Origin of the sequence: Rosistilla carotiformis, assembly GCF_007753095.1 — a bacterium.
Lineage (GTDB): Bacteria > Planctomycetota > Planctomycetia > Pirellulales > Pirellulaceae > Rosistilla > Rosistilla carotiformis.
Window position 1 is genome coordinate 2,881,366 of record NZ_CP036348.1, and the last position, 25,995, is coordinate 2,907,360.

Genomic DNA, 25,995 nt, shown 5'->3' on the forward strand with positions numbered 1-25,995 from the left:
CGCTAGAGGCGTGTTTGTCGGGAAGGCGGCGTCCGCGGCGCGGTGGGGATCGCTGCCGGTGTTATTCGCGGGTGATCGTTTCGTCCAGGTTCAGCATCGCCCGAGCGGCGCCGAGCGGATCGAGGCGTTCCAGAATGGCAAGCTCTTCGGCACCGGGCGCTCGCGACGTGCAGCGGCGAAATGCGGATTCCAGCCCTTCGTCGCGGATGATCTGTTCCAATGCTTGGGCGAATTCAAAAAAGGCGGGATCGTTCATCAGCGTGAGCGCTTGCAGCGGCGTGTTGCTACGGATACGCCGCGTGCAACTGCTCAGCCCATCGGGCGCGTCGAACACGTTTAACGACGGAGGCGGTGTGGCGCGGAACTTGAACGTATAGATTCCCCGCCGATACCGGTCTTCTCCTTTGCTGGTGTTCCACGAACGCTTGACCTGTCCCTGGCCCATGATCCCTTCGGGGATCGGTGGGTAGACCGGCGGGCCTCCCAGCTTCGTCGACAACAATCCGCTCGCCACCAAGGAGACATCGCGAACGATTTCAGCATCCAAACGCAGCCGTTGTTGACGGCCCAGAAGATAATTGTGCGGATCGCTTTGATCGAGCTCGGCGCGACGCAGCGAGGTCTGTTGGTAGGTGTCGCTGCTGACGATCAAGCGATGCATCTCTTTCAGGCTCCAGTCACGGGCGATGAATTCGACGGCCAGCCAATCCAATAGATCGGGATGCGATGGCGAACTGCCTTGCAAACCGAAATCGTTGTCGATCTCCGATAGGCCGCGGCCAAAATAGTGCTGCCAGATCCGATTGACGATCACCCGGGCCGTCAGCGGATTTTCCGGACTCATGATCCATTGGGCCAAGTCCAGCCGATTGGCGGGGCGGTCGCTGGTCGGCAACGGATGCAGGATCGATGGCGTGCCGGCGGTCACTTCGGCATCCGGACGTGTGAAGTCCCCTTTGATCAGCACATGCGTTTTGCGTGGCTTGGACCGCTCTTTCATGACCAACGTCGTCAGCTTGTCTTGGATCTTCAGTGTCGGTTCGTCTTGATTGTTCAGGAACGCAAACATCTGGTAATATTCGACCTGCGTGATCGGATCGAATTTGTGATCGTGACATTGGGCACAACCGATGGTCAGTCCCAACCAAACGGTTCCCGTCGTGGCAACGCGATCGAAGACGCTATCGACGCGAAACTGTTCCTTGTCGATGCCACCTTCCTGATTGATTTGCGTATTGCGATGAAAGCCCGTCGCAATCCGTTGGCTTTGCGTGGCGTCGGGCAACAGATCCCCCGCCAATTGTTCGATCGTGAACGTATCGAACGGCATGTCGCGGTTCAGTGCGTTGACGACCCAGTCGCGATACTTCCAGATCTGCCGTGGGGCGTCGATCGAATAGCCGTTGCTGTCGGCGTACCGCGCTTGATCGAGCCACCATCGTCCCCAACGTTCGCCGTAGTGAGGACTGGCTAACAAGCGTTCGACGAGGGCTCGATAGGCCGAATCAAAATCTTCCTCGGCCGCAGCAATAAACGCATCGACTTCTGCAGGCGTGGGAGGCAGGCCGATCAAATCCAAACTGATCCGTCGAATCAATGTTGTTTCATCGGCTCGGGGGGACGGTTGCAGTCCCGCGGCGTCCAACCGCGCCTGAACAAATTGATCGACCGGGTGTTCCGACCGTGTCGATTTCGGGAAAGGACTGCGATGGGGCAGCGCGAATGCCCAGTGTTGATCGTAGCGTGCGCCTTGCACGATCCATTGCCGTAGCGTTTGTTTCTGTGCGGCCGTCAACTGTTTTCCCGACGTCGATGGAGGCATCACGAGGTCGGGATCGTCCGCCAGGATCCGCTCCATCAATGTGCTGTCCTCGGGCATTCCCGGCGCGATTGCGGCCGCTCCTCCTTCCGCTCCCGTAGCGCCAGCGAATGTGTCCAGCCGTAGATCCCCTTCGCGTGCCGCTTCGTCAAATCCATGACACGCGTAACAATATTCGGCCAAGATGGGGCGGACATCGCGATTGAATTCGACCGACGCGGGAGCGGCCGCCATCAGGCTCACCTTTCCACCGATCCCTAATGCAAGCAAGGCGGCAGCGAATCGAAAATGCAAAAGAGGAAAACGCGCGGTAGTCATGCGGATCGAGGCCAAGGATTGCAGGATCGAGAAGAAGAACGTGCGGTGGGGGGCGAGGATGGATCTTCATCTTAGCAGGAAATCGACACGATTGCCCAAACACGAATCGCAAGAGGCCCGAATCCTTCGAGCTCTCAATCGTGATCGCGTGGCTGGACGCCACGTCGATCGCGGCGAAGAACTGGATTGCAGGGGGCGATCGCGCTAGCTAATGATCCCGTCGACGACGTGCGCCTCTTCGACGCCGGTCAGGCGTTGGCTGAGGCCGCGGAATTTGAAGCTGAAGCGACTGTGATCGATCCCCAGCAGATGGAGGATGGTGGCGTTGAGGTCACGGATATGAACGGGGTTTTCAACGATGTTGTAAGCGAATTCATCGGTCGTTCCGTAATCAAAGCCCGCTTTAACCCCACCGCCTGCCAACCATGTCGTGAAACAGCGACCGTGGTGATCGCGCCCCGAGGTGGGACTGTCCAAAGCACCTTGGCTGTAGACCGTGCGGCCAAATTCGCCTCCCCAAATCACCAGCGTATCGTCCAGCATCCCCAATCGCCGGAGATCTTGAATCAGGGCCGCGGAGGCTTGGTCGACATCTTTGCATTGGCGCGGCAATTGATTTTTCAGCGACACATGTTGGTCCCAACCGCGATGGAACAATTGAATGAAACGCACGCCACGCTCGGCCATCCGACGGGCGAGCAGGCAGTTGGCGGCAAACGAACCGGGCCGCCGCGAGTCCTCGCCATACAAAGCAAAGGTCGATTCCGGTTCGTCCGAAACGTCGGTCAGATCGGGAACCGAAGTCTGCATCCGGAATGCCATTTCATACGCTTCAATCCGTGCCAAGGTCTCGGGATCGCCGGCATCCGCCGCGTGCATCTGGTTCAGCTGGCCCAGCGTATCCAACAACGTGCGCCGCGAATCGCGGGAAACTCCCGCCGGGTTCTGCAGGTAAAGCACCGGGTTCGCTCCCGGACGCAGCATCACTCCCTGATGACTCGACGGTAGATAGCCGCTGCCCCAGAGTCGCGAGAACAATGGTTGGCCAGGGTTTTTGCCCGTCCCTTGACTCAGCAGCACCATGTAGGCAGGAAAGTCTTCGTTTTCGCTGCCGAGACCATAGCTAAGCCATGCTCCCATCGAAGCGTGCCCCATCTGTTGCGATCCGGTGTTGATGTAGGTCACCGCCGGATCGTGATTGATCGCTTCGGTCCACATCGATCGGACGATCGTGATCTCATCGGCGATCGATTGCGTGTAAGGCAAGGTGTTGCCAATCCAAGTGCCGTGGGCGCCGCATGGCTTGCCACCCCAAAGCGGTTTGACGACGGGGAAGCTGGTCTGTCGCGACGTCATCCCCGTTAATCGCTGGGTGCCGCGAACCGAATCGGGCAGATCGGTCCCGTGCAATTGATCCAACGACTCTTTGTGATCAAAGAGATCAATGTGGCTTGGGCCGCCCGATTGAAATAAGTAGATCACCCGTTTGGCTTTGGCGGCAAAATGGGGCAGTCCAGGGAGTCCCTGCCCGAGCTCCGGACGCGCCGCATCGACACGCGTTTCGTTGGCCAACAACTGGCCCAACGCCAACGCGCCAATTCCTGCCGCCGATCCGCCCAGCAGCGATCGACGCGTGGTGAGTTGCGATTGTTGGAGACCAATTTCATTTGGCAGGGAGCGTCTCATGAATCTTCGTCGCTGGTTGAGGAAAAGGGACGGATAGAGGACATCGAATTAACCGCGCGTCATCGTTTCGCTGAGGTTCAACAACAACGTCGCGACCTGCATCCATGCGGCTTGTTCGACCGGATCGATCTCGACCGCCGGAGGCCATTCGCCCACCGAGACCGCTGCCTGTGCATCGCGAGGGGATGCGGCAAAGCGAGCGCGTTCCTCGGCCAACAACGCCGCGACCTGCTCGATCTCCTGCGCGTTGGGGTCCCGGCAGAGCACGCGTTGGAATGCCTGGCGAATCCTTTGCTGATCGTCGGCAACCGCCTTCTCGCGAAGCAACGCGGCGGCCAACACGCGTGCCGCTTCGGCAAATTGTGGATCGTTCAACGTCACCAACGCCTGGACGGGAGTGTTAGTGGTCCCTCGATCGACCATGCACATCTCTCGGCTGGGCGCATCGAACGCCGACATGGCCGGGTGAGGACTGGTGCGTTTGACGATCGTGTACATGCTGCGCCGATACAGTTTCTCGCCATGGTCTTGAACAAACACCTGCTTGGTGGCGGGAGTGCTTCCAAAGTGGCTCACCTCTTTCCACAGCGCCGGTGGTTGATAAGGCTGAACGCTTGGGCCGCCGATCCGCCGCACCAGCAGGCCACTGACCGCCAGAGCTTGGTCCCGGATCAATTCGGCTGGCAACCGGAATCGTGGACCGCGAGCGAACAGGCGGTTCTTGGGATCGATCGCCAGTTGAGCGTCGGTGGCTGTCGCTTGCTGCCGATACGTCGCACTACTGACGATTTCGCGGATCAATTGTTTTTGATCCCAACCTATTTCCACGAAATGGGTCGCGAGATAATCGAGCAGTTCGGGGTGGCTGGGGAATTCGCCCTGCGATCCGAAGTCGGCGGAGGTCGCCACCAGGCCGGTTCCGAAAAAGATCTTCCAGATCCGATTGACCGCAACACGTGAGGTGAGGGGATGATCGGGACGGACCAACCATTGAGCGAAATCCAACCGATTCGCTTCGTCCTGCGGAAACGCCTCGTTAGGAATCGTTTCGACGTTTGCTGGATCATCCGTTTCCGGTGTCCGGTCGATTTCCGAAGCTCTCTTCGCGGAGGTGGTTTCGTCCTGCTGCGTCGCGGCGGTCATCAAGGTTGGCAAAATCTTCGGCGTGGCGGGCGCGACCGGCTCGGTCGGCGCATCGTATTGGCCACGGTCGAGGACAAAGGTTTGTCTCGGTTGTGCCGCGACGTTCATCACCATCGCGGAATGTTTTTGGGTCAACACCGCATGGCGTTCTTCGAGGTTGGCGATGCGAACCCGCAGCGTTTCCAAGGTCGCGGCAGACTCCCGGAATGCGGATAACAAGCGCGAACGCATGACGGCGTCCCCGTCGGCTTCGGGGTTCGCCAGGGCGACGGCCCGTTCGGCGTCCCAAGGACTGTCGGTATCGTTGCCCACAAACGGACGGATCCTCCATTGAAACGGCAGCGATTGCGACTGACCAAAGACGACAAGCACGCTCAAATACGGAGTCTTTTCGAGGTCGGCCGGTTCGGCAAACGTCAGCGTTAAATGTTGGTTGCTTTCCCCATCGGCGGGTTGCCACCAACGCGCGTTATTCTCCTGGAAGATCGCCCGCGGCGGATGGCCCTCCGCGGCGCTTGTGGCCGTCGCCTCAACAAACGCGACCTGGCGATGGTAGTCGACTTGATCGGCGGGCTGTCCCGTTGCGGAAACCAACACCGTCGTGACCTTGGGAACCCCTTCGGCAAACGGTGTCAACGAGGGCTTGGTCTCCTGGGAGTCTTTTGCGACCGGTACGGGTTGCGGAAAGAATTCGATACGCACTCCCGACACCATGTTTGGGCCGCCCAAATTGCCCGACGACACGCGCATCGAATGGCTCAGTCCATTGAGCCCACCGCGTGGACTCATTAACGATACGGATCCTGTCGGTTCGAATTCGATCGTGCCGGGAACGTTCGGTGCCGAAACGTCGAGCAGTTCGGTATCGAGAAACTGAAAGCCCTCGCCACGGGCTTTTTCACGACGTCGCTGCGCGTCCAACCATTCGTCAAAGCCTTCGGTCGTTTCGGCCAATTGACGACGCGATTGGGCAAGTTCCGCTTCCAAGTCGTTCAATTCGTCGCTCCGCAATACCGTTTGCGCCGTGATGTGGGGAGCTGAGTTTTGGCCGGAGTTTCCGTCGAGACCGCGATCCTCCAATTGATTGAAGAAGGCGAAGAATTGGTAGTATTCCTTTTGCGAGATCGGATCGTATTTATGATCGTGACATTGCGCGCATCCCATCGTCAGTCCCAGGAAGACTTCGGACGTGGTCTTCACACGATCGGCCGTATAGTTGGTGAGATTCTCTTCGGGAATCGTCCCTCCTTCGTGCGTGATCATGTGGTTGCGGTTAAACCCCGTTGCGATGTGTTGGCCATCGCTTGCGTTGGGCAGCAAGTCGCCAGCCAATTGTTCGATGACGAATTGGTCATAAGGCATGTTGTCGTTGTAAGCTTGAATCACCCAATCACGCCACAACCACATGTCGCGTCCGCCATCGATCGAATAGCCGTTGGTGTCGGCGTAGCGGGCCTGATCCAACCAAGGCAACGTCATCCGTTCGCCAAAATGCGGCGATTGGAATAACCGAGTGATCGCATCTTGGTAGGCGGCTTCGCCACGTGATTCGTAATCGCTCACAAAATCGCGAGTTTCCGCGACGGTGGGAGGTAAACCGATCAGATCAAGCGTCAACCGCCGGATCAATGTGCTCGGCTCGGCTTCGACCGACGGTGTCATGCCGGCTTCAGCCAGTCGCGCCGCGACAAACGAATCGATCGCGTTATGACTCCAGTTCCGATCGGCTTGCGGGTCGGTGAAATCGACATCGGGTACCGCCGGCGCGACCGGAGCCATGAACGCCCAATGCCCTTGGTACTCCGCCCCTTCTTCAATCCAACGCCGCAACAACGTTTTCTGGTCGTCGGACAAAACCAAATGGGATTCGGCTGGCGGCATCAGGAGATCCGGATCTTCACTGATAATCCGCCGCCACGCTTCACTGTTCTCCAGGTCCCCTGGGGCGATCGGTTGGTAGCCGCCTCGATCGGTGGTAGCGCCTTCGGCAGTGTCCAGACGCAGATCGGCGCGACGGCCCTGTTCGTCTGGCCCATGGCAATGGAAGCAGGTCTCCGAAAGGATCGGACGGATATCGCGATTGAACTGAAGCTTGCGATGCGAAACGGTCGTGACGTTGGGAATCGAGGCTTCCAGCAACCGTGGATGGTTCATCGAACCGGTCGATTGGATGACTTTCCACGGATTCGCTGCCCGCCGCGGGGGTGTCGCGGCGGCGTCCTTCACGTCGGCTACGTCGCTGAGCGCAGCGATGCGCACGGTTTGCGAATCGTCGCCGCTGGGGGGCATCATCGAACCGACGGCAAACAGCAGGGATGCTGCCAGAGAAACAAGAGTGAGCCAGAGCGCCGAGTGCCGAATCGGCGGGGGGAGCGTTGCAGGAGATTGCCGTGGCGACGTCGACGGCCCCGTGGGATGCGACAAGTGTTCGTCCAATTCGCAAAGGTCCAAGTAGCGATCGAGTGCTTCGGGCGACGACAACAGGATCGTCCGCAACGCGTGCACTTCGTCGATCGTCAGCTCTCCGGCCAGATGTTTTTGCAACAGCCGATCAAAACGCTCGTTGACACTCATGGTAATTCCGCACCTTGTTCCGACGCGCGTTCCCAGGCGTTGGTGACCGGTGGGGTCTCTTCGCCTGAGAACTTCACGCACTCCATCAGCGTAAGCCTTGCGCGATGCAAGGTTTGGCCGATCGCATTTGCATTCCGTCCGGTCGCGTCGGCCAGTTCCGACAACGACTGACCGTCCAAATAAAACCGTTGGACGATCGCTTGCTGGTGGCTTGGTAGATTCCGTAGGCAATCCTGCAACCGCTGCCAATCCGATTCTTGCCGCTGTTGATCCATCCGTTGACGATGGCGTCGCTCGATGACCTCGTGCAATCGGTCATCGACCAAGACCTCCGTCTGGAACGACGCCTGTTTGCGCACGTGATTCCGATAATGGTTCAACGCGATCTGTCGCATCCACGCGATGAAATGGGTTCCCGGAGCGAACGACGCTTGTTTTTCGATCACCGTTACGTTGGCGGATTGCAACAGATCCTGCGCAACATGCACCGAACCCGTGAGCCTGATCAAATAACCAAGCAACGGGCCTTGCGCCTGTTGCAACAGGTCGTCCAATGCCGAACGCGAATTAGCCAATACGTTATCTCTCCAAAGAAAGAATGTTCGCAGAACGTTTGACTTTACGCAAATTTTGAAAAAGATTTCCAATCCGTTCGGCAGGGGGCACGTCCTTGGGCGGCGTGCCGATCGAGCACGCATTGCTAGAGCTCTGTTGCGCTGCGGAGGTTGGTAGGAAAGATGTCTTTCTGCAATGGAGGCAATAGGGAGGCAAGGGAGACATGCGACCTTGAAACGGAGGTGGGGGGCAACCTACTGCCGGCCCGGTATCGAGGTTGATTTTCGCCAAACAGGTTGCGGATTCATTGGCATTGCCATTGTCGCTGCGATAAATTGGAGCCCTCTTCCAATCCATCTTTTTGAGTATCCGTCATGACACGTTGTACGAGCGTCGACCCGTTCCCGCGGGCTGTGTGGCTATGTTTGTTTACGTTGGCGACCTGTGGAGGGTTGCGGGCACAAACGCCGATCGTGGCTCCGTCGGTTGTCTTTGCCGAAACCGATGGAATGCTTGCCGTCGAAGCAGAGCACTTTTTCCAGCAGACGTTGTCCGATACTCGGGCTTTCTACCTGACACACGCTACGCAAACGCCGGCGGCTCAGCCCGATGGCGACCCGACTCATGTTGCCGGCGCAAGCGGCGGCGCCTACCTGGAAATTTTGCCCGACACGCGTCGCAACCATGGCCATAAGTTAGTCAAGGGCGTGAACTTCGCTCCCGAGGCGGGGGCGATGGCGGTGCTGCATTACAAAGTTCACATCGCCAATCCGGGCCGGTACTATGTTTGGGTTCGCGCGTATTCCACGGGGTCCGAAGACAACGGGCTGCATGTCGGAATCGATGGACAGTGGCCTGCAAGCGGTCAAAGGATGCAGTGGTGTGAGGGGAAGAATGGCTGGCGTTGGGAAAGCAAACAACGAACCGACCAGCAACACTGTGGCGAACCGTACAAAATCTTCCTCGACATCGAATCGGCGGGCGAACATGTGATTCAATTTTCGATGCGTGAGGATGGATTCGAATTCGACAAATGGCTGCTCACACGGGAACGTGACTTCACGCGTCCCAACGGGGTGGGCCCATCGCCGGTCGTTCATTCGGGGACGCTGCCCAAACCGTTTCCGATGGTCCCCGCCGCCGCAGCGGCCGCGCAACGCTCAAGTCCCACCAAGCCATCAAGCCTGCAACCTCTCCAATTGCCACGCCGTCGCGATGGAGATGGTCGCGTTTCGGTCTCCGGCGAAACGAAGCAATGGCACAAGGTGACACTCGACTTAAACGGACCCTTCGCTCATGAGAAAGACAATGCGCCGAATCCATTTACCGACTATCGAATGACGGTCCGATTCACGCATGACGATGGAAAGGCCTACACCGTGCCGGGTTACTTCGCAGCCGACGGGAATGCGGCGAATTCGTCCGCGGAATCGGGGACCGTGTGGCGGGCGCACTTTGCTCCCGATCGAACCGGTACGTGGAACTATGTGGTTTCGTTTGATCAAGGCAATGGGGCCGCATTGGACAGCGCGGTGGACGCGACGCCGATGCAGCCGTTTGATGGAGTGTCGGGAAGTCTTGAGATTGAAGCCAGTGATAAACGCGGACGCGACTTGCGCGGGCAAGGCCGATTGCAATACGTCGGAAAGCACTACTTGCAGTTCGCGGGCTCACAAAAGTACTTCTTGAAAGTGGGAGCCGATGCGCCCGAAACGCTCCTTGCCTACGCCGACTTCGACAACACCATCGCGGGCAATCCTAAGAAGGCTCCGATCAAAACGTGGGGGCCGCATCGCAACGATTGGAATCCGGGGGATCCGACTTGGGGAGACCAGAAGGGACGCGGGCTGATCGGTGCGATCAACTATCTGTCGGGTAAAGGCTGCAATGCGTTTTCTTTCCTGACCTACAACGCCGGCGGTGACGGAGACAATGTGTGGCCGTTCATTCAGCGTGAGGATAAGCTGCATTACGATTGTAGCAAGTTGGACCAATGGGGAATCGTTTTCGACCACGGAACCGCTCGAGGAATGTACTTGCATTTTAAATTGCAGGAGACGGAGAACGACGACCATCGCACCGGAAAAGGAAAACAGGGCTTTGTTCCCGAATGTTTCGATGACGGCAATCTGGGCGTACAGCGAAAATTGTATTGCCGCGAGTTGGTCGCGCGTTTCGGGCACAACCTCGCGTTGAACTGGAACATCGGTGAAGAGAACACACAGAGCACCGAACAACAGGTGGCGATGATCGACTATTTGGCTGAACTCGATCCATACGATCACCACATCGTACTGCACACGTATCCTGGCCAACACGATCGGATTTACGGTGCGCTGCTGGGGGAACGGTCCAAGCTGACGGGGGTCTCGTTGCAGAACAGCAGTCTCCAAGCGACCCATGCCGATACGCTCCGGTGGGTGCGTGAATCGGCACGCGTCGGTCGGCCATGGGTTGTGGCGTTTGATGAATCAGGGAGTGCAGCTCATGCACAGGCTCCGGACCTTGGGTACCGAGGCTTTGATGGACATGACCGGACAGGAAAAATGGCGGAGACTCAGCATGACGTGCGCAAGCTAACGCTGTGGGGGACGCTGATGGCCGGTGGCGCCGGGAACGAATACTACTTCGGATATCAGTTCGATGAGAACGATATCGTTTGCCAGGATTGGCGCAGCCGCGACCAAAGTTGGGACTACTGTCGTATCGCAATCGCATTCTTTCATGACAATGCGATTCCATTCTGGGAAATGAAAAACGCGGACGCTTTGGTTGGCAACGACGATCACGGCGATTCGAAATTCTGCTTTGCGAAGCCGGGCGAGATCTATTTGGTCTACCTTCCCGATGGTGTAACTTCCGAACTGGATTTGTCCAACGTCGACGGTTCCTTTCGAGTCCATTGGTACAATCCCCGCGTGGGTGGCGACCTGGCAACGGGCTCGATCAAATCGGTGCAGGGTGGATCGAAGGTTGCTTTAGGGGCCGCCCCGCAAGACGCGGACGAAGACTGGTTAGTCGTTCTTCGCAAGGATTAAGCGAGCGTTGCGTTGCGAAACGCGAGACACGTCGTCGGTGATCACCGCTGTCCACAGACCCGTCGCCGGCGGCATCGTAGGTTCTTCAACAAAACTCATTTCCAATCATGCTGTACCACTTGCTTCGAACGGTTTCGCTAGTCTGGTTCGCGACGCTTGCCGATGCTCAAGTTCCCGAGGTCGCATGGCAGCGGGCGGCGGAGAGAATCGATCAAGCGACGCTCCGTGGCCACGTGCGCTTCCTTGCCGACGATCTACTGGAAGGACGCGGGCCTGGAACCCGTGGCGATCGGTTGGCCCAGCGGTATCTTCAGGCTCAATTTCAGGCCGCCGGCCTGCAACCGGTGCTCGGTGACACGTGGTATCAACCGGTGCCGTTGGTCGGCGTGAAGACCCATTGCCCGCCGACGATGACATTCTCCAAGGGGGATACCACGTTGAGTCTGAACTATTTTGACGACTACATTGCCACCGCCGGTCGCGCGGCGGATCGGACGTCGGTCGAAGAGGCCGAAGTCGTTTTTGTCGGTTATGGAATTGAAGCCCCTGAGTTCGATTGGGACGACTACAAGGATGTGGATCTGACGGGGAAAGTGTTGCTGATGTTGAACAACGACCCGGCCGACGATCCCGATTTGTTTGCCGGTCGTCGGCGACTGTACTACGGTCGTTGGGACTACAAATATCAGAGCGCCGCGATGCAGGGCGCCGCCGGGGCGATCATCATTCACACGACGGCATCGGCAGGGTATCCATTTCAAGTCGTGCAGACTTCTTGGAGCGGTGAAGAGTTTCAGTTGGCCGATTCGGCAGCGCCACCGATGGAGCTGCGAGGTTGGGTCAGCGCGCGGGCGGCCGAACGACTGGTCGAGCACGCGGGGATGAATTTAGACGACTTACGCGCTGCGGCCGAACGCCGTGATTTCCGTCCGATCGCTCTGGGGACGCGTTTGTCGATGGATCTGCCGTGTGAGGTCCGCAAAAAAGAAACGGCCAACGTGCTAGGAATGTTGCCCGGCAGCGACCCTCTGTTGAGCGAAGAGGTCGTCGTGTTTATGGCGCATCACGATCACATCGGATTGGCGGAAGCACGCGATGAAACGGGCGACAACATCTACAACGGGGCGGTCGACAACGCATCGGGCTGCGCCGCGATGCTGGCGATTTTAAAAGCCTGCACCGAATTGGAAGTGCGTCCTCGACGATCGATCTTGTTTGCGGCCGTGGGGGCTGAAGAACAAGGATTGTTGGGATCGAAATATTTTGCCGAACATCCTCCTGTCGCGCCGGGGCGGATGGCCGCGGTGATCAATATTGACGGAATGAATGTGATCGGCCGGACGCACGACGTGAACATGATCGGCCATGGAAAGAGCGATCTCGACGCGATCGTGACCGCGGTTGCCGCATGGCAACAACGGATCGTCACGCCCGACCAATTTCCCGATCGTGGATATTATTATCGCAGCGATCAATTCAGCCTCGCCCAGATTGGCGTTCCGGGCGTTTACCTGCATTCTGGAATCAACGTCGTGGGGATGCCTTCGGAGTGGGGAAAACAACGACTGGAACAATGGATCGAAGAAACCTACCACCAGCGCAGCGATGAATACCGCGATGATTGGGATCTCAGCGGCGCCGTCGAAGACATCCGCCTGCTGTTCTACGTAGCAATGCAGGTCGCCACGGCGGACAAGATGCCTGCCTGGCGACCGGGGGATGAATTCGAATCGGCTCGCAAGAAAGCGCGTCGAGCGATCCTCGCGAGCCCATAGAGGGGGCGCTAAACGCTCAGCTGGCCGTTGCCGGTTCGGGGGCTTCGCGTGCCGATTCCGGTAACTCAGGACCCATTTGCAATTCATCTTCGATCTCGATCGGTGGGGTTGAGTCGTCGCCGTCGATCTTGATTTGGTACCGGTATTTTCCCGCGGGCGGGGCGAATTTGGTTCGGAAGCGCAACAGGAATTCCTCGCCGGGCAACAACCAGCGGCCATAACCCGCTTGCATTTCGACGGCTCGGCCAAACGCATCGACCATCTTGAGGTTGCCCTGTAAGGGGAGATGCATCTGTCCGGTGTTGCGGACCGGCAGGACAAAGGCGGGCGGTTCGGTGGAGCCATCCCACTGCAAAGGATCCCATTGAACGAGGGGCGTTTGTTCGGTTCGGGCCAACAAGGCGACAGGAATCGAAAACTCGCCGACGATTTCCCCGGCGTCGGATGTGACGATCACGTTCAGGTGCGTATAACGATTCAGATCGTCACTGTTGTGAGCGTCTAGGGTCGCTAAAAATTTGCGGTGTGAACCCGCGCGAACTTTCAATTCGGTTGGCCGGACGATCAGGCCATCGACAAATGCGCTGCCGGATTGCGGTTGGATGTCGACGGTCACATCCTGCGGACTATTGTTCTTGATCTCCACGGCAACACGTCGGTTCCCGCCACGTCGCATGGACAGTTCCACTTGGCTTGGAGCGACGGTGATGTCGCGTGCCGCTTGGATCAGCAACGCATCTTGGGCGGGGAACTCGCCCGCTCGAATCGTCACGGGAAAGACTTGCTTCTTGCGGGTTCGTCGATTGGTGATCAGCGAGACTTCCATTTCGTGCTCCCCGGGAAACGCTGCTTCGGGCAAGCGATGTTCCAATCGCAGCCGCGCCCCCGGAAGGATACGCACGTTGTAGCGTTCATCCGATTCGACCGATTGGCGATTGGGCATGCTTAACGAAAAGCGGTTTTTCCCCGCGGTAGAACCCGCCCGCACGAAGCCGGCTTGGGCCTGAAACTCGAGAGGGCTTTCGGTGCTGTTGGTGATCCAAACGCGAGCCTTCGCGAATCCATCATCTTCGATCAGCTCAACCGATTCGATGTCGATGTTGGCTGCGTCTTCGCCCCGCGCTCCGGTGACGGTTACGTCGACACGCAACAGATAACGGGTTACGAATCGAACGCCCACACGCCGCGTCTTGTTGTCGCCCGCGGCAATCGGCCGCTGTTCCACAATCCGGCCTAGGTCGGTAACTAGCAAGCCGAACGAATGGAAATTTCCCGAGTTGCTGGGAACTCGAAGACGACACTCAATGGTCGACAGTTCGTTTTCGGCGAGTTGAATATCCGCGGGACTGAGCAGTTCGAGGTTGTCGGGGGCGGGAGATTCAGTGTCCGGCAAAATGGTTCCATCGGACTCCTGTCGCAAAGAGACGGTCTGGACATGCAATACGGTCGGCCGTTCGACCGATTCGATATCAAATTTAACAGGTATCCGCTTTCCACGTGTCGCCTCGAACTTGTGCGACATTGGAGTCACGTGGAAGGCGGGTTTCACATCCGGCCGCAGCTTCAATTCTTGATTGAATCCCTGCGATTGCGCGACGACGGGGGCGACGGATACGAGAACCAGTGTGACGGTCCAGGCAAATAGACGGTAGTTTGTCATGTTAGGAATCTTGCAATTCGTTTACGAACATTGCGCAGCCGTGCGGCAAGTTTAGCGAGCGGGGGCAACCGCTTGCAGGGTGTCCGTATGAGGGGGCGTTTGAAGCACCCGAACCTCTCCATAGGTGTTCGGGTAAACAATTTGAGGAGAAATGAACACAGTCACTTCGGCCTCGGCATTCTGTTTATCGACTTGGCGAAACATCTTTCCAATCCAGGGAATGTCTCCAAGGATGGGAACACGACTTTCGCGGTCGATCATTTGTCGATGGGTCAATCCGCCGATCGTGATGGTTTCTCCATCGCGAACGTCAACGGTGGTGGTGACATAACGACGATTGATTAACGGATAAGGGTTTGCCAAATCGGGATCGGTTCCGGTTTCGCGAATGTCTTCGCTGACCTCGGCCCGCTTGATCGTTACCGTGACCATATCACCACGAATTACCGGAGTGATTTCGAGCACGATGCCCGATTCCACTTTTTCGATATCCTGTCGATAAAATACGTCGCTGTTCACCGGTTGGGTACTGAAAAACGTTTCTCGATTGATCGAGATCTGTGCCTCTTCGCCATTTTTCGCCATCACGCGTGGCGACGCCGTGATGTCCAGGTAACCTTCCTGTTCAAGGCATCGCAGGAAGTAAGCGGTGGTGCCGAAATTGCCAAACAAATCGCCGATCGATCCGGGGGACAGCGTGCCTGAAAGCGCGAGGCCCGAAAGGCCCGCGTTGATCCCACGACTGGTGCCGTCGGCCAAGATCTGTTGGAGATCCATTCCGAACTGATAGGAAGTGTCTGGGGAATGCACCGTCACCATGGCTTCTAAGATAACTTGCGGTTGTGGCTGATCGGCGTTCTGCAGTTCCCGCAGGATCTCATCGGCCAGTTCCTGCGGTGCGTGGATCACGACCAGATTCCGTTTGCCGACAATCCGTACGTACTGCTGCAATTTTTCGGGTAGCAGCGGTAGCAGGTCGGCCGGGGCGTAGTGCTGCGGTTGATAGTCCATCTTGATCGAGAGGTAGCGGAACAACGTGGACGACGGATCGGAGGAACCGACAAGGTACTGCCCATTTCGCATGCCCCAGATGTATCCCAACGGCAACAGGATCTGTTCGAGTGCCTGTTCAAACGGCACCTCTTCGAAGACGGCGGTTGCAACGCCCGACACTTGGTCATCGATCACGACGCTGACTTTTGCTTGCAGAGCAAGCGATTGGATGGCTTCTCGGATTTCGGTCTCTTCGAAAATTTCGTCGACCAACGGACTCATGGCGACTTGGGAGACATGCGTGACACGGCGGATGAATGACGAATATTCATCGGAACCGTCGATCGCAAGGCTTGATGTGGTGCGAGGTAGCCGCGATGGTGTCGGCGGCTTTTCTCGAGTGTTGGATACGCGTAGCGTCTCCAGCATGATCTCGTCAAGCGAACGTCGCGCCGGCGGTGTCGTGGTTTTGCAACCAACGATCAGGATGCAAAGGGCTGCGACCGCTAAAACAGCGGATGGCCAAGTTGTCCCACGGTCGCGACGCGATAGCGATAGGTTTCTGATTCGAATCATCCGTGATGTCGTCAGTGAAAGGAACCGAACTGCGACGGTTGTGGAAGACAACGTCGATTGTCAAAAAAGCTCTATCGACGGTCTCATACCTTAGGACCGTCGATAGAAGCCAGATTTGCGAGCGACCGTGCGTGCGCGATTGGCGTTCCACCACCCCGGCACGGTTCGTTGGGGAAAGGACTATTTCGCGGTGAGCGTTCCGGTGACGGTCAACTCATAGTCGCCAGCCGCCAAGTCCGTGAAGGTTTCTTCCACCAAGCTGACTCCAATGTCAAAGTTGGCGGCGCCGGGAGTAAACGATTCGGCGGTCACCGAAACCTCTTCCAATGACGATCCATAGTTGGTGGTTGCCGAACCGTTGGTCACAGTCCAGGCATCGCCAGAAGCTTTGGCGAGCGTCAGATAGGCATCGCGTTTGTAGTTGCTGTCCAACGTGTGTGTGAACGCCTGGTCGGTTGTGAAAACCGCCATGGCACCGCCGGTGTTGTTTGCGGTTACCAACCAGCGTTGGATTGGAAAGACTTGATCGTTGTCGGTTTCGTCGTGAATCTGCGATACCGTGGCGCTTGGCGCCGTGATCGACAGCGTCGATGGGACGGTCACGCGGAATAACTCACTATCGGTTTCTTGTGCCTGCGCCGAAGCGGCGATTGCCAAAGAAAGACCGAACGAAACAACTGGGGCGATTGACTTGCGGAACATAGTAGAATCCTCTAGTTAACAGGGGTACCGATGTACACATCGGACGTTAGTGAAGCAACGAATTAGCCGAATTGGCCGCAACATTGCATTTAATCGTTAGTTCTGCCCCATTTCTCCCAGCTTGTGTTGTCGTCCAATGCGACGGCAACGCCCCAAAGCCGGTCCAGAGATCGCACTGCCCTTTCCGCAGTCGCGACTTGCTGTACGAAATTAATAAGTCGTGATTTCGAGCAACGCAAAAAACAATCGGGCATTTTTGCCAAGTTTCGCTAGAGTGCCGGGGGGCGAGTATTTACCCCCTCCCCTCACTGCTGTCGACTAGACACCGTGACGGCCGTGGGAGATCATCCCTAACAAAAACGAACGCCGTTGGGAATAGATGTTGGGTTGATGCAATAACAAAAGGATGCAGCGGAATCTGGCAGATGGTGCTAACAAGGTGTTTATTAGAAGCTATCTTTCATGCATTGACCAAAATCCACGTTTCACTCCTTCGTTTCAAACAGAAAATATCCCATGTCGAGAACCTTTTCTGTCGCCGCGATCGTACTGGCGATGCAATTGACAACGGTCGATGCGGAAGACGCGCAAGACCAACAACACTACAGAATGCGTGTTCCGGGGGTCGTTGCGATCAATGCGACCAACAGTTTGGCGCATAAGATTCACGATCTGACCGATGCCAATCAGATCATCGACTGGCAGCCGTGGCAGGTTGTCTGCAATAGTCCCGCCGGTGCGATAGCGACTTTTGAAACAACGCAAGCGTTCACGCATACGACCAAACCTACGGTCAAGCGGAATGCGTGGCTGTTTTTGTCGAGAGCGACGGGGTCGTTCTTTTTCCCCAATGATGCCTGGCAAGTCACGCTTGCTGCCGACGAGACCAACTATGCTGCAGGTGATGGCGTCGCGTTGGTGAGGGCAGAAGTGAGCGCCGTGAAGACTGCGAACCTACATCTGAGAGTTGTTTTCTTGGAAGAAAATTTCGCCGATACGATCGCGGGGGATTACGAATTGACAGTGATCGGTACGATCACCCCCAAGTAGTTCCACTACGGTTCCCCCAACCTTTCCGTGTTGGGGATTCGTGAACTTTCTGTTAGCCATGGTCGGGGGCATGACGACCGAGGCTAACGCGGTGTGAAGCGATCGGTGACGCAAAATCGCATTTGGTGACGATGGTTCTTCTTTTGGGCCGGGTACGACGCTAAGACGAATATTTCTTTTGTTGTACGCCCGGTGCCACTTTGGGCCGCGTGATCAGCAGCTTGTATCGGCCGGGCCCCAGCAGATCGTCGATCCGATCTCGCAGTTCATTGTTGACCTGGACCTTATACTTCTGGCTCCGCATCACCACCGCTTCGCCCGTTTTCAGGTGCATCGAGACCATCAGCTCCTGGCCGCCGGGATAACCGCGAAGGACCTCGCGAACGTGAGGTAGCATCTCTTCGTGAATCGTTTCGTCGAGATCGATAAGGATCCCGCGGGTGTATTTGGCGTCGAGTTCATCCAGCGGTACCAATTCGTTGACGATCAAGTTGATCTCATCGCCACCACCACGCCGATCGACGACACCGCGAACGATCAAGACGGCGTCGGGGACAACATACTCACCCATCTTTTGATATCCGTCGGGCCAGAGGATGCAGCGAATCGGTCCCTCGACATCCTCGAGGTCAAAGTTGGCATACTTCGACGGCGCGCCGGGTTTTGGATTTTTAGTGTGGGCGATTTTGATCGAACTCATCATTCCGCCGATGATCACTTCGGTGCGATCTTCACAGTCGATCAATTGGCTGGTCTTGTGCGTCCGGAAGGTGCTTAGTTTTTGTTCGAATTCGGCCAGCGGGTGGCTGCTCAGGTAATATCCCAAAACCTCTTTTTCCGCCAGCATCGCTTGCCGTTCGGGCCAGTCTTCGACGTCGGGTAACGCGTTGGTGGGATCCTCTTCCTCCGCGTCTTCGACAGCGTCTTCGAATTCGCCAAACAAACTCTTTTGACCACTTTTGCGATCGGCAAGCGCCGCCGCTCCACTTTGCAATGCGCGGTCCAACGCGGCGTGCAATTGTCCGCGTTTGCCAAAGTCGTCCATCGCACCGGCTTTAATCAACGTTTCGACCGCGGCGCGATTACATCGTTGCGGATCGACACGTTCGCAAAAATCGAAGATGTCTTTGAACGGTCCATTTTCGCGCCGTTCCTCTTCGATTGCGACCGCGGTCCCACCACCGCAGCCCTTGATCGCCGACATGCCAAAGATGATCTTTCCGTCGGCAACCGAGAAGTCCGAATCGCTGATGTTGACGTTCGGATTGACGATCTCGATGTTCATCCGTTGGCAATCTTCCATGTGCTCGATCAGCGCATCCTTACGCTTAAAGTTTCGTCCGCTAATGTCGCTCGAGAGCAACGCGGCCATGAACTCCACCGGATAGTGCGCTTTCAGGTAGGCCGTTTGGAAAGCGACCAGCGCGTAAGCTGTCGAGTGCGACTTGTTGAAGCCGTAGCCGGCGAACTTTTGGATCATCACCCAAATGTCGTCGGCCTCTTTCTTCGTCAGCCCTTTGGCGACCGTCCCCTCGATGAATTTCTCGTGGTTCTGATTGATCAGCGCTTCTTTTTTCTTACTGATCGCCTTAATACAGGTGTACGCATTGGCCAGCGGAATGCCGCCCAAGCGGTTCAAAATCCGCATCACCTGTTCTTGGTAAACCATCACCGAGTTGGTTTCGGCGAGAATCTCTTCCAGCACCGGGTGCTTGTATTCGGGCGCCTCCTTGCCGTGTTTCACATTGACGTAGGTGTCGACCATACCGCCTTCCAGCGGGCCGGGACGATACAACGCGGCGGTCGCGATGATGTCGTGGAAGCTATCCGGCTTCATCCGCTGCAACAGGTCGCGAATACCGCCGGATTCCAATTGGAAGACACCCTTGGTTTCGCCGCGTTGCAGCAGCGCATAACTCGCCTTGTCGTCCAGCGGAAACTTCAGGGGATCGATCCGTTCGCCGGTTGTCTGTTCGATCAGATCGACCGCCTTGCTGAGGATCGTGAGGTTGCGAAGCCCCAAGAAATCCATCTTCAACAGGCCCGCGGATTCGACGTCGTTCATCGACCACTGCGTGATCACGTCCTGCTTGCCGGGAACCCGACCGATCGGCAGGTATTCCGACAGCGGTTTATCGGCGATCACAACGGCCGCCGCGTGGGTGCCGACGTTCCGCGCCAGTCCCTCGATCCGCATCGCCAGGTCTAAAAGTTCGCGGACCTCCGAATCACCGTCGTAAGTCTTCTGCAGCTCCTCGTTCTTTTCGAGCGCTTTGGCGATCGTGATCTTCAGTTCGTCGGGAACCATCTCGGTGATCTGGTTCACGCGAAACAGCGGAATCCCCAGCGCACGGCCTACGTCTTTGATCGCCGCACGCGCCGCCAAGGTTCCAAACGTACCGATCTGGCAAACGTTGTCGTGCCCGTATTTCTCCTTCACATAGTCGATCACTTCGACCCGGCGGTCCTTGTCGAAATCGACGTCGATATCTGGCGGCTCTTTCCGGTTTTCATCCAAGAACCGCTCGAACAGCAGGTCGTATTTCAGCGGGCAGACGTGCGACAGATAGAGCGCGTAACAAACGATCGCCCCTACACCGCTACCACGAACCGTCGCCCAAATTCCTTTGCTGCGGCCGTGTAATACAAAGTCCCAAACGATCAAGAAGTAGGTTGGGAAACCGAGCTTGTCGATCACGCCCAGTTCGCGTTCGAGCCGCGCGTGGACCTCCTCCGACAGGTCGCCGTCGTCTCCATCGGGCAACCGATCGCGATCTCCTTGGTAGCGGTCTTTCAGCCCCTTGATGCACAGTTCGCGCAGATATTGGGTGGCAGTCTTGTTCTCGGGAACTTCGAAATTCGGGAAGTAGAACTTGCCGAGGTTGAGCTCCAAGTTGACCGAATCGGCGATCTCCTGGCTGCGCGCGACGGCGTCTTCGAGCCCAGGAAACTTCTCGTACATCTGGTCGGGTGTACGCAGGAAGTATTGGTTGCCGTCCATCTTCATCCGCGACGTGTCGGTCCGGAAGCGGCCGGTGTTGATGCACAACATCACGTCTTGGGCTTCGGCATCGTCGGGATCGACGTAGTGGCAGTCGCTGGTTGCCACGACGGGCAAGCCCATCTTGTTGGCGATATCGACGGCACCGGCCAGTTGTTGGCGCTGGATGTCGACGCCGTTGTTCATGACTTCGATAAAGTAACGATCGCGGAAAACGCGTTCGAACCAACTGGCGACTCCCATCGCCTCCTTCTCGATCTCTTCGGTCGAAGATCCCTTGAGGATCGCGCGGCTGAACTCACTGCTCACGCAACCCGACAGACAGATGATCCCCTCGTTGAATTCCTCCAGGATCTGTTTGTCGATACGTGGTTTGAAGTAGAACCCTTCGAGGCTCGCTTTGGAGGCTAGACGGATCAGGTTCTGAAAGCCCGTTTTGTTCTGGGCCAGCAGCGTCAGGTGGTAGCTGGCATCGCGGCTTCCGCCCGAGGAATTTTTCTCGAATCGGCTGCCCGGGGCGATGTAGGCTTCGTAGCCAACGATCGGGTTGATATTGGCCGCTTTAGCCGTGCGGTAAAACTCCAACGCGCCGTGCAGATTGCCATGGTCGGTCAACGCCAACGAGTTCATACCATGTTCGGCGCAACGTTGGACCAATTTTGGAATCGAGCTCGCCCCGTCCAAGAGGCTGTAGTGGCTGTGGCAATGCAAGTGCGTGAAAGGTCGAGCGTTCATCAATCCGTTTCCCAGAGAAGGTTCTGCGCGACGCGAGCCAACACGCCACCGCGGAAGCACCAATCAGCCCGATTGGCGTGGCGCTGACTTTACGTTACGGCGACGCCGCCAGAAATGAAACCGGACTTGACGGCAAGCGTTCAATCGATCCAATCGGGATCGCCCGCCTTGCGAATCATCGCGCCGATCTTCGCCTGTAGATCGATCATCCGCTGCCAAGCGGCAAAATCGACGATGACCTCCTGAGTCCGTTCGTCGATCTGGGCGTAATCGATCAATTTTTGCAGTCGTTGATGCAGAAAATCGAGCACCTCACACATCTGCGCTGCTTGGCTCGGGGACAGCCGGTCGGGTATCTCGGGAGTTTCGATCATCCCCAGCGTGCCGGTTGTTTCCATGTTGGTGTTCCGTTCACCCACTTCGAAATCCAGTGCCGAGCTCCCTTCGCTGGCCGCCAGATCCTGCGTCATCGTCGCCCCGATGTTCTTGTCGCTGGCCGCTTGCAATGCCGCTACGCGGGCCGCAATCTGTTCCTCGGTTCCGACCAACAACATGCTGCGACCAACGGAGACCAAGTCGCCGTGACGCAAGATACGCAAATGGCTTTCCTGGCCGTTGACCTTGGTTCCGTTGGTGCTGTCCAGATCGGTCAGCACCAGCCGGTCATTGTCGTATTGAATCTTCAGATGGCAGCGGCTGATCCGTTCATCGTTTAATTGGATCGTGTTCCCCTCCTCCCGGCCAATCGTGACCGGTGGTGCGATGTCGCGGAACACTTTTCCACGATCACTACCATGCAGAACTGTGAGCGTTACCTCGGTCATGTCGCCTGTTCCTGACTTGTGACCCAATCTGTACTGGCCGACAAAATGAACGTCGAAAAAATATAAGTTTCCCCATTAGATTCTGGCATCCAGCGATCTACTGGGCAACTGTCCATCTCGAGCATTGATGATAAATTTCTCAGCAACTTCACCCATCCACGCGAAGAGCGATACTTTGCGTGGAGAATTATTGTTGGAACAAATGTCATTCCTGGCCGGGTAGGATCACCGATTTCACGATCTCTCCGTGGTGCATTCGCTCGAATGCCTGCTGCCATTGTCCGATTCCAAACGTTCCGCCGACAATTGGTTCGACGTCCAATTGCTTGGAGGTCAATAGGCTGATCACCCGTTCCCAGATCGGCCAATTGTGGCTGAAGCTCCCCTGCAAAGTCACATTTTTTTGGACCAGCGGGTCGATCGAGAAGCCCAGTGGTTTGGGACCCCAGCCGACTTTGGTGATCCATCCGGCGGGGCGGACCAATTCGATCGCCAACTGCAGCGTGCTGGAAACACCCGCCGCATCGATCACGACGTCGACGCCCAATCCGTCTCCCTGGCGAGCCCATTCGCGTGCGTCGGTGAGCGTGGTGACGCCATATTTCTGCGCGACAGCAAATCGGTGCGTGTCCGATTCCAGCCCCAGCACGGCGACGTCGGCACCGACCAGTTTTGCCACCGCGGCGCACAGGATCCCGATCGTTCCGGGACCGATCACCAGCACGCGGTCTCCCGGTTCGATCCGCGAATTTTTGACGACGGCGTTGTAAGCAACGCAGCACGGTTCGGTGACCGCCGCGTGTTCAAACGCCAACGCGTCGGGGACGCGATGCAAACATCGGCTGGGGACGCGGACAAACCGAGTCATCGCCCCGTCGACTCCGTAACCAAAGCCCTTCCGCGTCGGATCCAGGTTGTACAACCCACGCCGCGACATCGGATTGTCGACGTCGATGATCGCCGCGGTTTCGCTGGCGATCCGGTCCCCTTCGCGCCAGCTGGCGACATGGGATCCCGTCTCAACGATCGTTCCCGCAAATTCGTGCCCCAGCACGACGGGATAATTGACCGGCCAGCTGTGAGTCGCCGTCCATTGATGCAAATCGCTGCCGCAGACGCCGACCGCAGCGACTTCGACAAGCACGTCGTCGGAGCCGATCGTTGGCCGCTGGAATTCTCGGATCTCGACGCTTCCCGGATCGGGGGCAAAGTTAACAATCGCTGGCGATTTCATCGTTGCACCTCGTCGTAGGCATGAACTTTTTCGCAGATCAGCCTCAGCGAACTTTCCAGGTCGCCATCGGCGGTCTTAAACGCATCGGCATCGATCGTCAGCGGCGCTCCCAAGACAACCAACGGGGCCCCATAAGCCGGACATTGGATCGCTTGTTCGATCGACAGACCGCCGACCGCTTGGACGGGAATCTTGACAGCATCGACAACGGCTCGCAAATCGTCCAATGGGCTCGGCATCCGTCCGCCAGCCGCTGCGATCCCGCGGCGGTGATCGTAACCGATGTGATGCACGATGTAGTCGCAGCCGAGGTCTTCCAACCGCCGCGCGCCATCGATCATCGTGTTGTAGGCCATGTTGTCACCCATCACGCCGACGCCGCAATCGCGTCCCGCTTTGACGACACATTCAATCGTTTCGTCGTGGGCTTGAGCCATCACGACAACATGCGTCGCCCCAGCACCCGCCATCATCTCCGCTTCCAGGTATCCGCCATCCATCGTCTTCAGGTCGGCGACGATCGGCACGTCGGGAAATCGTTCGCGCAGAGCGCGGATGCCATGCAAGCCTTCGGCCAAGATCAGCGGCGTTCCCGCTTCGATCCAGTCGACCCCGGCGCGGATCGCCATTTCGGCTGTCTCGAGCGCTTCGGCTATCGTCGTCAGGTCCAACGAAATCTGAACAATCGGTTTCATCGAGTTCTCGCAGCGTTTCGGATAGAAAAGGGGGCGGCTGGCTCCCGCAACGGCATCCATGGGATGGCATGTTATACCCGCTGCGCGCGACGATCGCACGCGTTGCGATCGACATTCTGTCCGAGATCACTATCGACTGCCGCAGTGCGGCGACGTGAGACCGATCAGGCCAACAAATCTTTGACGACGTGGCCATGCACATCGGTCAGGCGGAAGTCGCGACCTTGGAAGCGATAGGTCAATTGTTCGTGGTCAAATCCCAATAGATGGAGGATCGTCGCCTGCAGATCGTGGATGTGGACAGGTTTCTCGGCGACGCTGAAGCCGAGTTCGTCGGAGGTGCCGTATTCGAAGCCACCTTTGACGCCACCGCCAGCCAACCACATCGTGAAGGCATCGGGAAAGTGATCGCGTCCCAAGATCTTCCCTTTGGCTGTGCGTCCCTCGCGGAACGGTGTGCGTCCAAATTCGCCTCCCCAAACGATCAACGTGTCCTCAAACAGGCCACGCTGCTTGAGATCCTTGATCAACGCGGCGATCGGTTTGTCCATTGTCGCACACTTGTCGGTCAGCCCTTTTTGGATGCCCGTCGCTGCGGCGGTGCCATGGAAATCCCAGCCCCAATCGAACAGCTGGACGAACCGAACGCCCGATTCGACCAACCGCCGGGCAAGCAGGCAGTTGTTCGCCAAGCTGGCGCCGCCGACCTCCGCGCCGTATTCGTCCAGCGTCTTTTGCGATTCCTGCGAGATGTCCATCACTTCGGGGACCGACGTCTGCATCCGAAACGCCAGTTCGTACTGCGCGATTCGGGTCATCGTTTCGGGATGCCCCAGCTGTTCGGCTTGAATTTGATTCAGATCGCGGATGGCATCTAGGCTCATCCGCCGCATCCCACGACTCATTCCCGCCGGGTCGGACGAATACAGGACCGGATCGCCTTTGCTGCGGCATTGCACTCCCTGGTAGACCGACGGCAGGAATCCGCTGCCAAACGAGTTCTTGCCGCCGTTGGGTTGCACGCCGCTGGAAATCAGGACGACAAAACCGGGAAGGTTTTCGTTTTCGCTGCCCAGTCCGTAAGTGGTCCACGATCCGAGCGAAGGACGCCCCGAGCGCGGAGATCCCGTTAAAACAAGAAGTTCCGCCGGGGCGTGGTTGAACTGGTCGGTGTACATCGAATGGACGATGCACATGTCGTCGGCGGTTTTGTGGAAGTTGGGGATTGCGTCGGACATCCACGTTCCGTGGCTGCCACACTGCTTCCACTTCCGCGGCGATCCCAACAGCTTCGGTTTACCGCTGGTGAACGCAAACGTTTTCCCTTCGATAAAATGGTCGGGACAATCCTGGTCGTCGCGCTGTGCCAGTTCAGGCTTGTAATCAAACAGGTCCAGGTTGGGTGGCGAACCGGTCATATGAAGATAGATCACCCGCTTCGCTTTCGCTGGAAAGTGAGGCTTGGCCGCGGCCAACGGATCGTTGCCCGACGCATCGCCGGCCATCAGGCTTGCGAGCGCCATCGCCCCCACGCCCGCTGTCGATTGCTGCAGGAAGTGCCTTCGCGTGCTGAAGGCTGCGTATTCGATTCGTGGATCCATCGAGCTTATCCTTGGT

16 protein-coding genes are annotated in these 25,995 nt (G+C 57.4%); 3 read left to right on the top strand and 13 right to left on the bottom strand.

Going from position 1 to position 25,995, the window contains the following annotated elements:
* Positions 1–61 precede the first annotated feature (61 nt).
* From Poly24_RS10640 to Poly24_RS10655, 4 genes are all read right to left on the bottom strand, one after another.
* Positions 62–2,137: a PSD1 and planctomycete cytochrome C domain-containing protein gene (locus tag Poly24_RS10640; protein ID WP_231753570.1), complete on the bottom strand. Its 2,076-nt coding sequence runs from the start codon at positions 2,135–2,137 to the stop codon at positions 62–64.
* 204 nt (positions 2,138–2,341) lie between these two features.
* Complete coding sequence (locus Poly24_RS10645; protein WP_145094444.1) at positions 2,342–3,823, bottom strand: DUF1501 domain-containing protein; 1,482 nt, start codon at positions 3,821–3,823, stop codon at positions 2,342–2,344.
* Positions 3,824–3,871: 48 nt separating this feature from the next.
* Complete coding sequence (locus tag Poly24_RS10650) at positions 3,872–7,540, bottom strand: PSD1 and planctomycete cytochrome C domain-containing protein (protein ID WP_145094447.1); 3,669 nt, start codon at positions 7,538–7,540, stop codon at positions 3,872–3,874.
* Positions 7,537–8,115, bottom strand: a complete 579-nt coding sequence (locus Poly24_RS10655; protein ID WP_231753571.1) for a sigma-70 family RNA polymerase sigma factor — start codon at positions 8,113–8,115, stop codon at positions 7,537–7,539. The genes Poly24_RS10650 and Poly24_RS10655 overlap by 4 nt, the downstream gene beginning before the upstream one ends.
* 354 nt (positions 8,116–8,469) lie before the next feature.
* Here Poly24_RS10655 and Poly24_RS10660 point away from each other — a divergent pair, with 354 nt between their 5' ends.
* Positions 8,470–11,133: a DUF5060 domain-containing protein gene (locus Poly24_RS10660; RefSeq protein ID WP_197452482.1), complete on the top strand. Its 2,664-nt coding sequence runs from the start codon at positions 8,470–8,472 to the stop codon at positions 11,131–11,133.
* Here the strand turns inward: Poly24_RS10660 and Poly24_RS27640 are convergent.
* A complete protein-coding gene (locus tag Poly24_RS27640; protein WP_261343107.1) occupies positions 11,110–11,232 on the bottom strand; it encodes a hypothetical protein in 123 nt (40 codons plus the stop codon). The genes Poly24_RS10660 and Poly24_RS27640 overlap by 24 nt on opposite strands.
* Before the next feature lie 8 nt (positions 11,233–11,240).
* Between Poly24_RS27640 and Poly24_RS10665 the strand changes: the two genes are divergently transcribed.
* Positions 11,241–12,908, top strand: a complete 1,668-nt coding sequence (locus Poly24_RS10665; protein WP_145094453.1) for a M20/M25/M40 family metallo-hydrolase — start codon at positions 11,241–11,243, stop codon at positions 12,906–12,908.
* Positions 12,909–12,924: 16 nt separating this feature from the next.
* On the opposite strand, the gene Poly24_RS10670 is transcribed toward Poly24_RS10665, so the two are convergent.
* The 3 genes from Poly24_RS10670 to Poly24_RS10680 all read right to left on the bottom strand — a co-directional run bounded on the left by Poly24_RS10670 (position 12,925) and on the right by Poly24_RS10680 (position 16,839).
* Positions 12,925–14,568, bottom strand: coding sequence for a hypothetical protein (locus Poly24_RS10670; protein ID WP_145094456.1), 1,644 nt, complete (start codon positions 14,566–14,568; stop codon positions 12,925–12,927).
* A gap of 51 nt (positions 14,569–14,619) precedes the next feature.
* Positions 14,620–16,137: a type II secretion system protein GspD gene (locus Poly24_RS10675; protein ID WP_145094459.1), complete on the bottom strand. Its 1,518-nt coding sequence runs from the start codon at positions 16,135–16,137 to the stop codon at positions 14,620–14,622.
* Positions 16,138–16,317: 180 nt separating this feature from the next.
* Positions 16,318–16,839 carry a hypothetical protein gene (locus Poly24_RS10680; RefSeq protein ID WP_145094462.1) on the bottom strand — a complete coding sequence of 174 codons (522 nt, stop codon included), beginning with the start codon at positions 16,837–16,839 and terminating at the stop codon, positions 16,318–16,320.
* 516 nt (positions 16,840–17,355) lie between these two features.
* Between Poly24_RS10680 and Poly24_RS10685 the strand changes: the two genes are divergently transcribed.
* On the top strand, positions 17,356–17,889 hold the full coding sequence (locus Poly24_RS10685) for a hypothetical protein (RefSeq protein ID WP_145094465.1): 534 nt from the start codon (positions 17,356–17,358) through the stop codon (positions 17,887–17,889).
* A gap of 160 nt (positions 17,890–18,049) precedes the next feature.
* On the opposite strand, the gene dnaE is transcribed toward Poly24_RS10685, so the two are convergent.
* The 5 genes from dnaE to Poly24_RS10710 all read right to left on the bottom strand — a co-directional run bounded on the left by dnaE (position 18,050) and on the right by Poly24_RS10710 (position 25,979).
* Positions 18,050–21,625 carry a DNA polymerase III subunit alpha gene (gene dnaE / locus Poly24_RS10690; RefSeq protein ID WP_145094468.1) on the bottom strand — a complete coding sequence of 1,192 codons (3,576 nt, stop codon included), beginning with the start codon at positions 21,623–21,625 and terminating at the stop codon, positions 18,050–18,052.
* A 140-nt stretch (positions 21,626–21,765) separates the two neighbouring features.
* On the bottom strand, positions 21,766–22,449 hold the full coding sequence (locus tag Poly24_RS10695) for an FHA domain-containing protein (protein ID WP_145094471.1): 684 nt from the start codon (positions 22,447–22,449) through the stop codon (positions 21,766–21,768).
* Between the two features lie 205 nt (positions 22,450–22,654).
* Positions 22,655–23,683 carry a zinc-binding dehydrogenase gene (locus Poly24_RS10700; protein ID WP_145094474.1) on the bottom strand — a complete coding sequence of 343 codons (1,029 nt, stop codon included), beginning with the start codon at positions 23,681–23,683 and terminating at the stop codon, positions 22,655–22,657.
* On the bottom strand, positions 23,680–24,378 hold the full coding sequence (locus Poly24_RS10705; protein ID WP_145094477.1) for an orotidine 5'-phosphate decarboxylase / HUMPS family protein: 699 nt from the start codon (positions 24,376–24,378) through the stop codon (positions 23,680–23,682). Before Poly24_RS10705 ends, Poly24_RS10700 begins: the two co-directional genes overlap by 4 nt.
* Positions 24,379–24,542: 164 nt before the next feature.
* The gene (locus tag Poly24_RS10710; RefSeq protein WP_145094480.1) at positions 24,543–25,979 is read right to left on the bottom strand and encodes a DUF1501 domain-containing protein; all 1,437 of its coding nucleotides are present in this window, start codon (positions 25,977–25,979) and stop codon (positions 24,543–24,545) included.
* Positions 25,980–25,995: the final 16 nt, after the last annotated feature.

Bases quoted from the DNA above. Each gene is read 5' to 3' on its own strand.
- Poly24_RS10640 (WP_231753570.1), bottom strand. From the start codon at position 2,137: ATGACTACCGCGCGTTTTCCTCTTTTGCATTTTCGATTCGCTGCCGCC.
- Poly24_RS10645 (WP_145094444.1), bottom strand. From the start codon at position 3,823: ATGAGACGCTCCCTGCCAAATGAAATTGGTCTCCAACAATCGCAACTC.
- Poly24_RS10650 (WP_145094447.1), bottom strand. From the start codon at position 7,540: ATGAGTGTCAACGAGCGTTTTGATCGGCTGTTGCAAAAACATCTGGCC.
- Poly24_RS10660 (WP_197452482.1), top strand. From the start codon at position 8,470: ATGACACGTTGTACGAGCGTCGACCCGTTCCCGCGGGCTGTGTGGCTA.
- Poly24_RS27640 (WP_261343107.1), bottom strand. From the start codon at position 11,232: ATGAGTTTTGTTGAAGAACCTACGATGCCGCCGGCGACGGGTCTGTGG.
- Poly24_RS10665 (WP_145094453.1), top strand. From the start codon at position 11,241: ATGCTGTACCACTTGCTTCGAACGGTTTCGCTAGTCTGGTTCGCGACG.
- Poly24_RS10670 (WP_145094456.1), bottom strand. From the start codon at position 14,568: ATGACAAACTACCGTCTATTTGCCTGGACCGTCACACTGGTTCTCGTA.
- Poly24_RS10675 (WP_145094459.1), bottom strand. From the start codon at position 16,137: ATGATTCGAATCAGAAACCTATCGCTATCGCGTCGCGACCGTGGGACA.
- Poly24_RS10680 (WP_145094462.1), bottom strand. From the start codon at position 16,839: ATGTTCCGCAAGTCAATCGCCCCAGTTGTTTCGTTCGGTCTTTCTTTG.
- Poly24_RS10685 (WP_145094465.1), top strand. From the start codon at position 17,356: ATGTCGAGAACCTTTTCTGTCGCCGCGATCGTACTGGCGATGCAATTG.
- dnaE (WP_145094468.1), bottom strand. From the start codon at position 21,625: ATGAACGCTCGACCTTTCACGCACTTGCATTGCCACAGCCACTACAGC.
- Poly24_RS10695 (WP_145094471.1), bottom strand. From the start codon at position 22,449: ATGACCGAGGTAACGCTCACAGTTCTGCATGGTAGTGATCGTGGAAAA.
- Poly24_RS10700 (WP_145094474.1), bottom strand. From the start codon at position 23,683: ATGAAATCGCCAGCGATTGTTAACTTTGCCCCCGATCCGGGAAGCGTC.
- Poly24_RS10705 (WP_145094477.1), bottom strand. From the start codon at position 24,378: ATGAAACCGATTGTTCAGATTTCGTTGGACCTGACGACGATAGCCGAA.
- Poly24_RS10710 (WP_145094480.1), bottom strand. From the start codon at position 25,979: ATGGATCCACGAATCGAATACGCAGCCTTCAGCACGCGAAGGCACTTC.